Origin of the sequence: Sphingomonas sp., from assembly GCF_017304635.1 — a bacterium.
Classification (GTDB): Bacteria; Pseudomonadota; Alphaproteobacteria; order Sphingomonadales; family Sphingomonadaceae; genus Sphingomonas.
This window is the reverse complement of record NZ_JAFKMA010000001.1, coordinates 973,324-987,679: the sequence shown is the minus strand read 5'-3', so window position 1 is coordinate 987,679 and position 14,356 is coordinate 973,324. Positions and strand designations below refer to the sequence as shown.

Sequence of the window (14,356 nt, the reverse complement as noted above, 5' to 3'; positions counted from 1 at the left end):
ACCCTTCCTACATGCGACCGCGAAGGAGATTCCCGATGGCCACCGTAGCGATCACCGACGACAGCTTTCAGACCGACGTCCTCCAGTCCGACAAACCGGTGCTGGTCGATTTCTGGGCCGAATGGTGCGGCCCGTGCAAGATGATCGGCCCGAGCTTGGAGGAGATTTCGGACGAACTCGGCGAGCAGGTGACGATCGCCAAGCTCAACATCGACGACCATCCCGACGCCCCGGCGCGCTACGGCGTGCGCGGCATCCCGACGATGATCCTGTTTAAGGGCGGCGCGCCCGCCGCGACCAAGGTCGGCGCCGAGCCCAAGGGCCGGATCAAGGCGTGGCTCGAGGGTGAACTGGCGTAACGCCACAAGCCCCGACCTGAAATGAGTGACCGCGTCCCGCCGGGCGCGGCCCTCTTAATTTCAACTCCGGTAATCGGCGTTGATCGAGATGTAGCCGTGGGTCAGGTCGCAGGTCCACACGGTCGCCTTGCCGTCGCCCAGGCCGATGTCGACGCCGATGTCGATCTCCTGGCCCTTCAGGTGCGCGGCGACCGGCGCTTCGTCATAGCCCGCTACCGCCAGGCCATCGCGCGCGACCTGCGTGTCGCCGAAGCGGATCGCGAGCCGGTCGCGCTCGGCCGGCTCCCCCGCCTTGCCGACCGCCATCACGACGCGGCCCCAATTGGCGTCCTCGCCGGCGATCGCGGTCTTGACCAGCGGCGAGTTGGCGATGCTGAGCCCGATGCGGTGCGCGCTGGCGTCGCTGTCGGCGCCGGTCACGTCGATGCGGATGAACTTCGTCGCGCCCTCGCCGTCGCGAATCACCAGATGCGCCAGTTGCAGGCAGAGGTCGTCGAGCGCGGCGCGGAACGCGAGAGCGCCCTCGTCCTCGTCGCTCGCCAACGCGACGTTGCCCGCCGCGCCGGTCGCGAAGGCCAGTACGGTGTCGCTGGTCGAGGTGTCGCTATCGACCGTGATGCACGAGAAGCTCCTGGCGTTCGCCTCGCTCAACGCCGTCTGGAGCCAGGCCGGATCGACCGCGGCGTCGGTGAACACGAAGCCCAGCATCGTCGCCATGTCGGGGGCGATCATCCCCGATCCCTTGATGATGCCCACGAGCTTGACGATGCGGTCGCCGATCGCGGCTTCGGCCACCGCGACCTTGGCGAAGGTGTCGGTGGTCATGATCGTTTCCGCCGCTGCGATCCAGTCGCACGGCTGGGCGGCGAAGGCGGCGTCGAGCCCGGCCTCGGCCTTGTCGAGCGGGAGCGGCACCCCGATCACGCCGGTCGAGGCGACGAACACGTCGGACGGCTCGCAGCCGAGATGATGCGCCACGCGCGCGACCAGCCCCTCGACCGCATGCCGGCCGCGATCGCCGGTGAAAGCGTTCGAATTGCCGGCATTGACCACCAGCGCGCGGGCGCGGCCGAGGACGAGCGCGGCGCGGCACCAATCGACCTCCGGCGAAGCGCACTTGCTCCTGGTCGTGACCCCGGCGACGGCGGTGCCGGGCGCGAGCTCGACATAGGTCAGGTCGCAGCGATCCCAGGTCTTGTACCGCGCCCGCGCCACGCGGCGAGTCACGCCGGCGATCTCGGGAATGTCGGTCAACGGCGGCGGGGCGAGGGGCGAGCGAGCGGTCATCCGCGCCGTCATAGTGCGTGTTGCTTCGCACACAACGGGGCGTGGCGTCGCGCGATCGCTTGCGGTAGAGCGCGGGGCTGGGAGGATCGTATGTTTCGGGTTTTTCTAGCGGTGGCCGCAATGACGGCTGCGTCGGGCGTGATGGCGCAGGATGTGCTGCCGACCGCCAAGCCGATCGGCAGTCCGGGCGCGTGGATTCCGGAGAACAGCTACCCGGCCGCGGCCAAGGCATCGGCGGAGGAAGGCCGCGTCGCATTCACGCTGACCGTCGACGAGACCGGTCATGCCTCCGATTGCAAGGTCACCGCGACCTCCGAATCGCCGTTGCTTGACGAGACGACCTGCAACCTGATGCTGGCGAACGCGCGCTTCACGCCAGCGCGCGACAAGAAGGGCAAACCGACCGAAAGCCGATGGAGTTCGTCGGTGCGGTGGAAGCTCGAGATACCGCCGTCGGCGCCGGCGGCACCCGTCGCCGTTCCCGCATCGGCGCCCGTCAAGCGCTGACGCGGTTTTGATGGACGTTAACCAGTCGCGCCCCTATGCAGCGTCGTTCGCCGTCACTAGGTAACGCCGCGTCTTGAATTTGCTGCTGCTCCTCTCTGCCCTGCTGTCCGCTCTCGGCGGCGCGGGTGGCGTGCGAGCGACGCCGGCGCCGGTCGCGCTCAGCCGGAGCGTCGCGCAGGCGGCGCAAGCCAGTGCCGCAGCGCGCGCGCAGGTGGCGGCACGGCCCGCCCAGCCGATCGCCGGTCCGGCGCAGGCTGTAATGGCGCTGCCCGAAGCACTCGGACTGCACGCCGCGATCCCGGCCTTCGCGAGCCGCCGGCGCGAGTGAGCGCCCGGCCGCCCATACGCGCGGCCATTCCATCCGACCGATAACCGACGCGAGCGCCGCGATGGCGCCGCGCATCATTTACATACGGGGAAATCACCATGCTGGGCGGAATCGCCAAGGCCATTTTCGGGTCGTCGAACGACCGTTACGTCAAGTCGCTACAGCCGACGATCAACACGATCGCCGGGTTCGAGCCGACGCTGAAGGCGATGGACGACGCCACGCTCGCCGCGCAGACGGTCAAGTTCCGCGAGCGGCTGGCGGCGGGCGAGACGCTCGACGACCTGCTCCCCGAAGCGTTCGCGACGGTGCGCGAGGCGGCGATGCGTGTGCTCGGCATGCGCCATTTCGACGTGCAGATGATCGGCGGCATCGTCCTTCACCGCGGCGAGATCGCGGAGATGCGGACGGGCGAGGGCAAGACGCTGGTCGCGACGCTGGCGGTCTATCTCAACGCGCTGACGGGGCAGGGCGTCCACGTCATCACGGTCAACGACTATCTGGCGGCGCGCGACGCCGAATGGATGGGGCGGATCTACAAATTCCTGGGGCTGACCGTCGGCGTCATCATCCCCAACCTGACCGATCACCAGCGCAAGGAAGCGTATGGGTCGGACATAACGTACGGCACGAACAACGAGTTCGGCTTCGATTACCTGCGCGACAACATGAAGTACGAGCGCGACCAGATGGTCCAGCGCCCGTTCGCGATGGCGATCGTCGACGAGGTCGATTCGGTGCTGATCGACGAGGCGCGCACGCCGCTCATCATTTCCGGTCCGACCGATGACAAGTCGGAGTTGTATCGTCAGGTCGACGCCGTGGTGAAGCAGCTCGCTCCCGAGACGTACGAAAAGGACGAGAAGCAGAAGTCCATCATCCTGACCGAGGAAGGCACCGAGACGGTCGAACGCGCACTGGAGGCGGCGGGGCTGCTCGAAGGCGCGAACCTCTACGATTTCGAGAATACGCAGGTGGTGCACCACCTCAACCAGGCGCTGCGCGCGAACAAGATGTTCAAGCGCGACATCGACTACATCGTCAAGGACGGCAAGGTCATCATCATTGACGAGTTCACCGGCCGCATGATGGACGGCCGGCGCTGGTCGGACGGCCTGCACCAGGCGGTCGAGGCGAAGGAGGGCGTCGAGATCGAGCCCGAGAACCAGACGATGGCCTCGATCACGTTCCAGAACTATTTCCGCATGTATCCGAAGCTGTCGGGGATGACCGGCACCGCCGCGACCGAAGCTGCCGAATTCTTCGACATTTACAAGATGAACGTCGTCTCGATCCCGACCAACGTCGCGGTCCAGCGGGTCGACGAGGAAGATTCGTTCTACAAGAGCCTGGAAGACAAGTTCCGCGGCATCGCCAAGACGATCAAGGAACACCAGCAGAAGGGCCAGCCGATCCTGGTCGGCACCGTCTCGATCGAGAAGTCGGAGATGCTGTCCGAATTCCTCAACGAGGAGAAGGTCGCGCACAAGGTGCTGAACGCGCGCTATCACGAGATGGAAGCGCACATCGTGGCCCAAGCGGGGCGCAAGGGCGCCGTCACGATCGCGACCAACATGGCGGGCCGTGGCACCGACATCCAGCTCGGCGGCAACCTCGAATTCCGCGTCGAGGACGAACTGGCGGAAATGCCGGAAGGGCCGGAGCGCGATGTCGCGATCGAACGGATCAAGACGGAGATCGCCGCGGAGAAGCAGGAAGTGCTGGCCGCCGGCGGCCTGTTCGTGCTCGGCACCGAACGCCATGAGAGCCGGCGCATCGACAATCAGCTGCGCGGTCGGTCGGGGCGGCAGGGCGATCCCGGCCTGTCGCGTTTCTACCTCAGCCTCGACGACGACCTGCTCCGCATTTTCGGACCCAATACGCTGTTCGCGAAGATGATGCGCTCCAGCCTGGAGGACGGCGAGGCGCTGCCGCCGTCGAAGTGGATGTCGAAGGCGATCGAGACCGCGCAGAAGAAGGTCGAGGCGCGCAACTACGACATCCGCAAGCAGGTCGTCGAATATGACGACGTCATGAACGACCAGCGCAAGGTCGTGTACGAGCAGCGCGCCGACATCATGGACGCGGAAGCGGTCGGCGACGTGGTCGAGGACATGCGGACGGAGACGGTCAACGCCGTCGTCGGCGAACATTGCCCGCCGGCCTCCTATCCCGAGCAATGGGATATCGAGGGGCTGAAGCAGCGGACCAGCGACTTGCTCGGCATCCAGCCGCCGATCGACGACTGGCTGACCGAGGAATCGGTCGATGTCGAGATGGTCGAGGAGCGACTGAAGGAAGCGGCCGATGCGCTGGTCGCCACCAAGGGCGGCGAGATCGACGCCGAGACCTGGACGAGCATCGAGAAGTCGATCCTGCTCCAGAACCTCGACCATCATTGGAAGGAGCATCTTGCGACGCTCGACGCGCTGCGCCAGGTCATTCACCTGCGCGCCTATGCCCAGAAGACGCCGATCAACGAATACAAGCAGGAAGCGTTCGCGCTGTTCGAACGCATGCTCGGCGCGATCCGCGAGGACGTGACGCGCACGCTCGCGCATGCCGAGTTCCGGTTCCAGCCGCCGCCCGAGCTGCCCGAACTGCCGGACTTCATCACCCAGCATTTCGATCCGTTCACCGGCACCGACGACACGCGCGACATCGACGGCGGGACGCTCGGCACGGTCACGGCCGCGCTGCCGACGCTGTCGATTCCGAAGCCGCAGGCGGCCGATCTCGGCGAGGATCCGGCGGAATGGGAAGGCAAGGTCAGCCGCAACGCGCCATGCCCGTGCGGCTCCGGGCTGAAATACAAGCATTGCCACGGCCAGGTGGGGTGATCGCCTGGTTTGTCCTTTCGGGGACAGCGTCGGACAGCAAAAAGGCCGGGGAGCGATCCCCGGCCTTTTCGTCTGGTCAAGCCGATGGCCGGCTTATTTCGGCATCACCACCGACGGGCCGATATTCGCCATCACCGCGCGCGCGTCGAACGCGCGAACGTTGCCGGCGGGCTTGGGGCCATGGCCCATGACGATCTCGGCGCTCGCCTCGAACTTGTCGACCGTGTTCACGTCGACGCGGTCACCCCAGAACGGATCGCCCCAGAACGGATCCCACGACCGCCAGCCGAATCCGCGCCCGTAATAGCGCCAGCGCGGCCCCCAATAGCCCCACGGCCCCGGCCCGAACGGCTCGGTCACGTAAGTGCGGGTCCGCTTGTCGGTGTCGCGATCGGCCATCACGAAATAGTCGAAGCCCTGCTGCACGGTCAGTTCGGCCGCGCGGAACAGCAGGTAGCGTTCCACGGTTTCGCGGCTGGTCACCGAATTGCCGGCGAACATCACCAGGAAGCGGTTCGGCTCGATCTGCCGCTCGCTATACCCCTCGCGCTCGAACCCCCGGCCGGTCGCCGGGCGATAGGTGGTCTCGGTCATGCAGCCGGCCAGGGCCAGCGAGGAAGCGGCGATCAGCCCGAGGGCCGATGCGCGTCGCCAGGAAAACGCCATGATAACTCTCCGTTCGTCGATGGTCCGCAACGCCCCATCCTGCCATCGCAAGATGGAACGCCGCATGAACGGAAAAGGCTCCCGCGCCGCAAGGTCTAATATTGTCGCAGTTTGTAAGGGGGGCGGGTGCCACGATCGGGCACGGTCAGCGCTGGCTCCCTGAGTAGGATTCGAACCTACGGCCGCTCGATTAACAGTCGAGAGCTCTACCGCTGAGCTATCAGGGAACAGCGTTGAAGGCGCGCTCTATAACCGGCAGATTTCGTGATGCAACCCCAACAACGCAGCACCGCGGCGAAGCCGCGTCGTCGGACGTCGCTTTCGCGATGCCGGCCGCGCTCGCGCGAGTCTTGCCGCAGGATGCGGCAAGCCGCGCTACGCGACGAACTGCTCCATCGTAATGCGGTCGTCGAGCGCGTGCTCGGGATCGAACAGCAAGGTCAGCTCGCGCGCATGATCGACCGCGATATCGACTCGCGCGACGTCACGAACCTCGCGCTGGTCGGCGACGGCGGATACCGGGCGCTTGTCCGGTTCGAGCACATTGAGGCTGATCCTCGCCTTGTCGGGCAGGATCGCCCCGCGCCAGCGCCGCGGGCGGAAAGCGGAGATCGGCGTCAGCGCGATCAAGGCCGAGCCGAGCGGCAGGATCGGGCCGTTGGCGGACAAATTGTACGCGGTCGATCCGGCCGGGGTCGCCGCCAGGATGCCGTCGCAGGCGAGTTCGGGCAGGACGACACGATCGTTGACCGTCACTTCCAGCTTCGCGGTCTGGCGCGTCTCGCGCAGCAGCGACACTTCGTTGATCGCCGGCAGCGTGAGTTCCTCGCCGGCGATGGTCCGCGCCGTCATCCGGAGCGGGGTGACCTTGAACGGCTTGGTCCGTGCGATGCGGGCATCGAGCCCGGCGCAGCGCCATTCGTTGAGCAGGAAACCGACCGTGCCGAGGTTCATGCCGAACACCGGTACCGGCGCGCCATCGCTCTCCAGCTGCGCGTGCAGGGTCTGCAGCATGAAGCCGTCGCCGCCCAGCGCGACGATCATTTCCGCCGCTTCGACCGGCACCCAGTCATATGCCGCGCGCAGTTCGCGCTCGGCGGCTTCGGCGGGAGGGGTCGGCGACGCGACCAGCGCACGCTTCATCCGCCGGTCACGCTCATGTGGCGGGCGACCGCCGGGGCGGCGCCGGCGGCGATCCGGAAATCGTGGCGGGCGGGTTTGATCGCGAGCGCGTCGTCGATCGCGGCATCCAGCGCGGCGATCCCGCCGGTGCGCAACGCCGTCTTCAGGTCGACCTGGTCGTCATGGCCAAGGCAGGCATAGAGCTTGCCCTCGGTCGTCAGCCGCACGCGGTTGCAGCCGTCGCAGAAATTGGCGGTGAGCGGCGAGATCATCCCGAGCCGCGTCTCGCTGTCACCGACCCGCCAGTAGCGGGCAGGACCGCCACTCGAATGGCTGTCACGGGTCAGGTCGAAGCGGTGCGCCAGATCCTCGAACACCGCCGTCAGCGGCAGGAAACGATCCACCCGATCCTCGTCGATCGCGCCAAGCGGCATCGTTTCGATCAAGCTGAGGTCGTGGCCCTGATCGACCGCCCAGGCGAGCATGTCGGCGATTTCGTCCTGGTTGAGGCCCTTGAGCGCCACCATGTTGATCTTCACCCGCAACCCGGCCGCCCGGGCCGCCGCGATGCCGCCGAGCACTTGCGCCACGTCGCCGTGCCGTGTGATGTGGCGGAAGCGCGCCGGATCGCGGCTGTCGAGGCTGACGTTGACGCGACGGATGCCGGCATCCGCCAGCCGTCCGGCGAATTCCGCCAGCCGCGTGCCGTTGGTCGTCATCGTCAGTTCGTCGAGCCCGTCGCCGAGCCGCCGCCCGAGCCGCTCGACCAAGTCGATCACGTCGCGCCGCACCAGCGGTTCGCCGCCGCTCAGCCGGACCTTGGTCACGCCGCGCGCAATGAAGCGTGCGGCGATGATCGCGATCTCCTCCAGCGCCAACAACGCGCGGCGCGGCAGGAACGTCATCTGCTCGGCCATGCAATAGCGGCAGCGCAGGTCGCAGCGATCGGTCACCGACACGCGGAGATAGCGGATCGCGCGGCCGTGGCGGTCGATCAGCCCCGGTTCGGGCGGCAAGGCGGGCAACGACGCCATGGCCCGCAGAGCTAGGCGCTCGCTGGCGCGGCGGCAAGGCTGATACACGGGCTAGGGGTGGCGATGTTAACCGAGGTGAGGCTAGGGGCGATCGCGATGTCCGCCGCCACGTCCTCGCAACGCTCCGTCCTGATCCGTTCGGCCATGCGGCACGCCGAGTTGGCGGGCGTGGTGCGCGGGGGCGGGTGGCCGCTGGCCGAGGATGGCGAGCTGGGTGACGTGCTGTTGCTCGATGCCCGCGACGATGGCGAGGCGGCGCTGGCCGATGCGGAGGCGCTGCGATCGCGGAGCGGGCGCGTCGGTATGGTGGTGCTGGTCGCGGCGGGCGATGTCGCTCTGCTCGACCGCTTCCACGCGGCGGGCGCGACCCACTTCCTGGTGGCGCCGTTCGGCGACGACGAGGTGCGGGCGGCATTGCGCTTCGCCGGCGGCGCGGCCGGCGCGATGGCGCAGCCGGCCGACGACGATGGCGCACGGCGCTGGCTGGCGGCGCGGTTGCCCGAGGGAGCGACCGCCGCCGTGCGCGTGGCGATCAGCCGGTTCGACCTGGTCAACAGCGGCTATGGCCGTGACGTCGGCGATGCCCTGATCGAGGCGGCGGCGCGACGGCTGGCCGGGGCGGCATGGGACGTGCTCGGCGAGCACCAACTCGTCGCGCGGGCCAAGGGACCGGAATTCCTGGTGGTGTTCGACGCGCCGGATCAGGCCGAGGCGCTCGCCGAGCGACTGGCCGCGGCGCTGTCGCGACCGTTCGCGATCGAGGGCGCGCTGGTCACGGTCGGTGCGCGGTTCGGCGTCGGCGTGGCGGAGGCGGGGGAGGCGCCCGACACGCTGCTGCGCCGCGCCGCCGACGCGCTCGACGACGCACGCGCGTCGGGCGGCGCGACGATCCGGCTCGCCGACCAGCCGCCGATCGCCGAGGCGCTGTCGGTGGACCTGCGCCGCGCGATCGACACCGGCGAGATCGCGGTACTGTTCCAGCCGCAGGTCGAGGTCGCGACCGGGCGGATCGTCGGGGTCGAGGCGCTGGCGCGGTGGGAGCATGGCGTGTTCGGCGCCGTTGGGGCGGAGCAATTGTTCGCCGCCGCCGATCGCGCCGACTTGGGCCTGGCGTTGTCGGACCATCTGCAACAGCTGACGCTGGCCGGCGCGGCGCGGTGGCCGATGCCGCTGGGCGGGTTGCGCCTGTCGCTCAACCTGACTGCGGCGGACATTGCGCGAGCGGGGTTCGTCGACCGGTTCCTCGATCGCGTCGATGCGTCGGGGTTCGCGCGGACGCGGCTGACGGTCGAAATCACCGAGAGCGGACTGATCGAGGATTTGAGCGGGGCGGGCCAGTTGCTCGCCGCGTTGCGCCATGCCGGGTGCCGGGTGGCGATCGACGATTTCGGAACGGGCTATTCGAGCCTTGCCTACCTGAAGGCGTTGCCGCTCGATTATCTCAAGCTCGACAAGAAGTTGGCGCAGGACATCGGCGGGTCGCATCGCGATCGCGTCGTCGTGCGCGGGGTGATCGACATGGCGCGCTCGCTGGGCCTGGCGGTGATCGCCGAAGGAGTCGAAACCGGCGAGCAACTCGACCTGCTCGCGAAGGAGGGGTGCCAGTATTACCAAGGCTTCCTGTGTGCCGAGCCGTTGACGAGCGAGGCGCTGGCCGGGCTGGTCGCCGGCGGGCGAAGTTGACGAAGTTTGCGCGGACGCGGTGTTTTTTCGTTACCGTCTCGAACGCCGCGGAACTCGGCTAGGCTGACGCGCTAAATCCAACATTGCCAGCGCAAAATGTCACGCCGCGTCGCGCGGACCGTGGCGGCCGGCCTCGCGCTCGGCGGCGATGCGTTCGAGTTGCGCGCCGGCGGCCTTCGCCAGCATGTCGAGCAGCGCCAGCGCGTCCTCGTCGATCGCATGCCGCGCGCGCCAGTAGGCGCCGACCGCCGCGACCGGCTCGCCATGGCCGATCGGCGCGACGGCCATCCCGGTAACGAACGTCGAGAGGTAGGCGTTGAGCGGCACGCGCGCATCGACCCGGATATCGGGGATAACCACCATCGCGCGGTCGATCATCGCGACCTCCGACACGCACGAGCGGAGCGGAAAGCGCTGCCCGGTCCATAGCGGCGCGATCGCATCCTCGCCGACATAATGGACCATCTCGCCTTCTCGCCGCACGACGGTGACGCCGTCGGCACGCACGATCGACCGCGCGCTCGACCGCAGCACTTCGAGGATATCCTCGAGCGATCGGGCATCGGCCAACCGTTCGGTTGCCGCGCGCATCAGGCGCCATCGTTGAAATCGGATCGTCGTCATACCCATTTCGGGTATCGCACGGCCGGGATAACAACGCGTTACGAAAAATCCACGTGTTTCAGCAACATATGTTGGTCAGCCGGCCGCCTTCGCCAGCCCCTTCGACAATTGCAGCGCGCCGTTCAGCCGTGCCTGCGGGTCGGTCCACTCCCGCGCGATCACCAGCTTCGAATCGGGGCGCAGCTTGGCGACACCCTTCAGCCGCTCGACATAGGCAAGCAGGCCGGCGATGTTGGGCGGCGTATCGTCGTGGAACGCGACCAGCGCACCCTTCGGCCCGACGTCGATCTTGGCGACGCAGGCGGTCTTCGCGTTCTGCTTGATCTCGATGAGCTTGATGAGATTCGCGGTCGCCTCGGGCAGCTTGCCGAAGCGGTCGATCAGTTCGGCGGCGAACGCCTCGATCCCGTCCTGATCCTCCAGCTCGTTGAGGCGGCGATAGAGGCCCATGCGCAGGTCGAGATCGGGGACGTAATCCTCCGGGATCATGATCGGCGCATCGACCGTGATCTGGGGCGAGAAATCGCGCGGGCGCTTGGCCAAACCGCCGGCCTTCGCGTCGAGGATCGCCTCCTCCAGCATCGACTGGTAGAGTTCGTAGCCGACCTCGCGGATGTGCCCCGATTGCTCGTCGCCGAGCAAGTTGCCCGCCCCCCGGATATCGAGGTCGTAGCTCGCGAGCTGGAATCCCGCGCCGATCGTGTCGAGATCGCTCAGCACCTTGAGCCGCTTATCGGCGGTTTCGGTCACGATTCGGTTCGGCGGCGTGGTCATGTAGGCATAAGCACGCGTCTTCGATCGTCCAACACGGCCCCGAAGTTGATACAGTTGGGCAAGTCCAAACATATCGGCGCGGTGGACGATCATCGTGTTGGCGCTCGGGATGTCGAGCCCGCTTTCGACGATGGTGGTCGAGACCAGCACCTCGAACTTCTTGTCGTAGAAGGCGGACATCCGCTCCTCGACCTCGCCCGCCGACATCTGGCCGTGGGCGACGACGTAGCGGATCTCGGGCACGCTCTCGCGCAGGAATTCCTCGATCGCGGGCAGGTCCTTGATCCGCGGGGTGACGAAGAAGCTCTGCCCGCCGCGATAATGCTCGCGCAGCAACGCCTCGCGCAGCACGACCGGGTCCCACGGCATGACGTAGGTGCGCACCGCCAGGCGATCGACCGGCGGGGTCTGGATCACCGACAACTCGCGGATGCCCGACATCGCCATCTGCAACGTGCGCGGGATCGGGGTGGCGGTCAGGGTCAGGACATGGACGTCGGCGCGCAGCGTCTTCAGCCGTTCCTTGTGAGTGACGCCGAAGCGCTGCTCCTCATCGACGACGACGAGCCCGAGCCGCTTGAACTCGACGCCCTTGGCCAGGATCGCATGGGTGCCGACGACGACGTCGATCGTACCCGCCGCGAGCCCCTCGCGCGTCGCCTTGGCCTCGGCGGTACCGACCAGCCGCGACAGCCGCCCGACCTTGAGCGGGAAACCGTCGAAGCGCGCGGCGAAATTGTTGTAATGCTGGCGCGCGAGCAGCGTGGTCGGGCAGACGATCGCGACCTGTTTCCCCGCCATCGCCGCAGCGAACGCGGCGCGCAACGCGACCTCGGTCTTGCCGAAGCCGACGTCGCCGACCACCAGCCGGTCCATCGGCTTGCCCGCCGCCAGATCGCCGAGCACGTCGTCGATCGCGCGATCCTGGTCGTCGGTTTCCTCGTAGGGGAAGCGATCGACGAAGGCGGGGTAGCCGGCCTCGTCGGGCTCGATCACGTCGCCGGGGTGGAGCGCGCGTTCGGCCGCCGTCGCGATCAACTCGCCGGCGATCTCGCGGATGCGCTCCTTCATGCGGCTCTTGCGCCGCTGCCACGCCTCGCCGCCGAGCTTGTCGAGCGCGGCGCCTTCCTCCGAACCGTAGCGGCTGAGGACCTCGAGATTCTCGACCGGCACGTAGAGCTTGTCGCCGCCGGCATAGGTCAGCGCGACGCAATCGTGCGGCGCCTTCTGCACCGGGATCTGGGTCAGCCCTTCGTAGCGGCCGATACCGTGATCGGCATGGACGACGAGATCGCCCGGCGACAGCGTGGCGAGTTCCGCCAGGAACGCATCGGCCGACTTCTTGCGCCGGTTGCGCCGGACCAGCCGGTCGCCGAGCATGTCTTGTTCGGTCAGCAGCGCGATGTCTGGCGCGGTGAAGCCGTGGTCGAGCGGCAGGACGGTGAGCGCGATGCCGCCATCGGCCTTGCCCAGCGCTTCCTGCCACGTATCGGCGAGCGCCAGCCGCTCGGCGCCATGGTCGCGCAGCAACCCGGCGAGGCGATCGCGCGAGCCGGCGGAATAGCTGGCGAGAACGGGTTTCTTTTTGTCCTTCCGCAGCCTGGCGAGGTGATCGACCACCGCTTCGTAGATGTTGACGCCGCTCGACCGCTCCGGCGCAAAGTCGCGCGGGCCATCGACAGTGAAGTCGATGACGCTGGCGCTTTCCGGCTCGTGGAACGGCGTCGTCAGGTGCGCCGTCGCCGCGTCGAGCCGCTTCGCCCACTCGTCGGGGGTCAGGTACAGCGCGTCGGCGGGCAGGGGGCGATAGCTGCCGGGATCGCCCGACTGCGCCTTGACACGGTTCGCCTGATAATCGGCGACCGCCTCCAGCCGCTGTTCCGCCGCTGCCGGCACGCCCGCCTCGCGCACGACGATCGCGTCGTCGCCGATATGGTCGAACAATGTCTCCAGCCGATCCTCGAACAGCGGCAGCCAATGCTCCATGCCGGCGAGGCGACGCCCCTCGCTGATCGCCTGGTACAGCGGGTCGCCGGTCGCGGTCGCGCCGAACGTCTCGCGATAGCGGGCGCGGAACCGCTTGATCGATTCGTCGTCGAGCAACGCTTCGGACGCAGGGAGCAGAGTGAAGCCCTCGATCCGGCCCGTGGTGCGCTGGTCGGCGGGATCGAAGCTGCGCACGCTCTCGATCTCGTCGCCGAAGAAATCGAGCCGCAGCGCCTGTTCCTCGCCGCTCGGGAACAGGTCGACCAGCCCGCCGCGCACCGCGAACTCGCCCTGGTCGTGGACGGTATCGGTCCGCATATAGCCGTTCGCCGCCAGCAGCGCCGCGAGCCGATCGCGCCCGATCCGCTCGCCGGCCGCCAGCCGCGCGACCAGCTGGCGGATGCGGAACGGCGTCAGCGTGCGCTGCGTCGCCGCATTGGCGGTGGTGATGAGCAGTTGCGGCCCCTTGGCCCTGGCCTGCAACCGATGCAGCGCCGCCAGCCGCTCCGCCATCACGCGCAAGGTCGGCGAGGCGCGATCGTAGGGGAGGCAATCCCATGCCGGATAGGCGATCACCTCGAGCTCGGGCGCGAAGAACGGCGCGGTCGCCGCGATGCTGCGCATTTCCGCTTCGTCCGGCGCGATCAGCACGACTCGGCCGGGGGCGGCGCGGGCGAGGTCGGCGAGCAGCACGGGCAGGAACCCGGCCGGAACGCCGGCGAGGGTCAGGGGGGATTTGGCAGAGAGGATCTTGCGGGGGTCGGTCAAACTGCGTCCGTTCGTGTCGAGCGAAGTCGAGACACCTGTCGGGGCGGTCGCCCAGTCCCGGTTCTCGACTTCGCTCGAACCGAACGGTGAAGGATGGTCAGCGTGCGATCGGCACGAAATTCAGTTGCTTCAGGTCGGTCATCATCGGCCCCTGCCAACGCACGGGCACGTCCTGGGTGCCGATCGCCCAGGCCATGATGTCGACATCCTGTTCCTCCAGCAGCGCTTCGAACCAGTCGAGCTGCGCCGCGTCCCACGTTGCGCCGTGGCGATCGAAGAAGCCGCCGATCATCAGGTCGGCCTCCTTGGTGCCGCGATGCCACGCGCGAAAGCGCAGACGTTTCAGGCGGGTGTCGCGGTCCATCTTGCTCCAACGGC

At 67.8% G+C, this 14,356-nt stretch carries 12 protein-coding genes and 1 tRNA gene; 5 read left to right on the top strand and 8 right to left on the bottom strand.

Translation table 11 applies throughout. The features are described 5' to 3' along the window. The first annotated feature begins 35 nt into the window (after positions 1 to 35). Positions 36 to 359, top strand: a complete 324-nt coding sequence (trxA, locus tag J0I47_RS04985) for a thioredoxin TrxA (protein ID WP_294045328.1) — start codon at positions 36 to 38, stop codon at positions 357 to 359. A 60-nt stretch (positions 360 to 419) separates the two neighbouring features. On the opposite strand, the gene argJ is transcribed toward trxA, so the two are convergent. Further along, positions 420 to 1,646 carry a bifunctional glutamate N-acetyltransferase/amino-acid acetyltransferase ArgJ gene (gene argJ / locus J0I47_RS04980; protein WP_294045327.1) on the bottom strand — a complete coding sequence of 409 codons (1,227 nt, stop codon included), beginning with the start codon at positions 1,644 to 1,646 and terminating at the stop codon, positions 420 to 422. Between the two features lie 120 nt (positions 1,647 to 1,766). Between argJ and J0I47_RS04975 the strand changes: the two genes are divergently transcribed. The 3 genes from J0I47_RS04975 (at position 1,767) to secA (ending at position 5,321) form a co-directional block, all read left to right on the top strand. Further along, positions 1,767 to 2,153 carry an energy transducer TonB gene (locus tag J0I47_RS04975; protein ID WP_294045326.1) on the top strand — a complete coding sequence of 129 codons (387 nt, stop codon included), beginning with the start codon at positions 1,767 to 1,769 and terminating at the stop codon, positions 2,151 to 2,153. A 73-nt stretch (positions 2,154 to 2,226) separates the two neighbouring features. Beyond that, a complete protein-coding gene (locus J0I47_RS04970) occupies positions 2,227 to 2,481 on the top strand; it encodes a hypothetical protein (protein ID WP_294045325.1) in 255 nt (84 codons plus the stop codon). Positions 2,482 to 2,579: 98 nt separating this feature from the next. After that, positions 2,580 to 5,321 (top strand): preprotein translocase subunit SecA, encoded by a 2,742-nt coding sequence (secA, locus tag J0I47_RS04965; RefSeq protein WP_294045324.1) that lies wholly within the window; start codon positions 2,580 to 2,582, stop codon positions 5,319 to 5,321. Between the two features lie 93 nt (positions 5,322 to 5,414). On the opposite strand, the gene J0I47_RS04960 is transcribed toward secA, so the two are convergent. The 4 genes from J0I47_RS04960 to moaA form a co-directional block, all read right to left on the bottom strand. Further along, positions 5,415 to 5,987 (bottom strand): hypothetical protein, encoded by a 573-nt coding sequence (locus tag J0I47_RS04960; protein ID WP_294045323.1) that lies wholly within the window; start codon positions 5,985 to 5,987, stop codon positions 5,415 to 5,417. Between the two features lie 152 nt (positions 5,988 to 6,139). Further along, positions 6,140 to 6,214: transfer RNA gene (locus tag J0I47_RS04955), tRNA-Asn, on the bottom strand. A 148-nt stretch (positions 6,215 to 6,362) separates the two neighbouring features. Further along, on the bottom strand, positions 6,363 to 7,130 hold the full coding sequence (locus tag J0I47_RS04950) for an NAD kinase (protein WP_294045322.1): 768 nt from the start codon (positions 7,128 to 7,130) through the stop codon (positions 6,363 to 6,365). Continuing rightward, entirely contained in the window at positions 7,127 to 8,143 is a 1,017-nt protein-coding gene (moaA, locus tag J0I47_RS04945) for a GTP 3',8-cyclase MoaA (RefSeq protein ID WP_294045321.1), read from the bottom strand. Before moaA ends, J0I47_RS04950 begins: the two co-directional genes overlap by 4 nt. A 96-nt stretch (positions 8,144 to 8,239) precedes the next feature. Between moaA and J0I47_RS04940 the strand changes: the two genes are divergently transcribed. After that, positions 8,240 to 9,826, top strand: coding sequence for an EAL domain-containing protein (locus J0I47_RS04940; RefSeq protein ID WP_294045320.1), 1,587 nt, complete (start codon positions 8,240 to 8,242; stop codon positions 9,824 to 9,826). Positions 9,827 to 9,925: 99 nt separating this feature from the next. Here the strand turns inward: J0I47_RS04940 and J0I47_RS04935 are convergent, their stop codons facing one another. The 3 genes from J0I47_RS04935 to J0I47_RS04925 form a co-directional block, all read right to left on the bottom strand. Continuing rightward, the gene (locus tag J0I47_RS04935; protein ID WP_294045319.1) at positions 9,926 to 10,417 is read right to left on the bottom strand and encodes a GAF domain-containing protein; all 492 of its coding nucleotides are present in this window, start codon (positions 10,415 to 10,417) and stop codon (positions 9,926 to 9,928) included. A gap of 108 nt (positions 10,418 to 10,525) precedes the next feature. Continuing rightward, positions 10,526 to 13,978: a transcription-repair coupling factor gene (mfd, locus tag J0I47_RS04930; protein ID WP_294045318.1), complete on the bottom strand. Its 3,453-nt coding sequence runs from the start codon at positions 13,976 to 13,978 to the stop codon at positions 10,526 to 10,528. A 97-nt stretch (positions 13,979 to 14,075) separates the two neighbouring features. Next, positions 14,076 to 14,342, bottom strand: coding sequence for a succinate dehydrogenase assembly factor 2 (locus J0I47_RS04925; RefSeq protein WP_294045317.1), 267 nt, complete (start codon positions 14,340 to 14,342; stop codon positions 14,076 to 14,078). Positions 14,343 to 14,356: the final 14 nt, after the last annotated feature.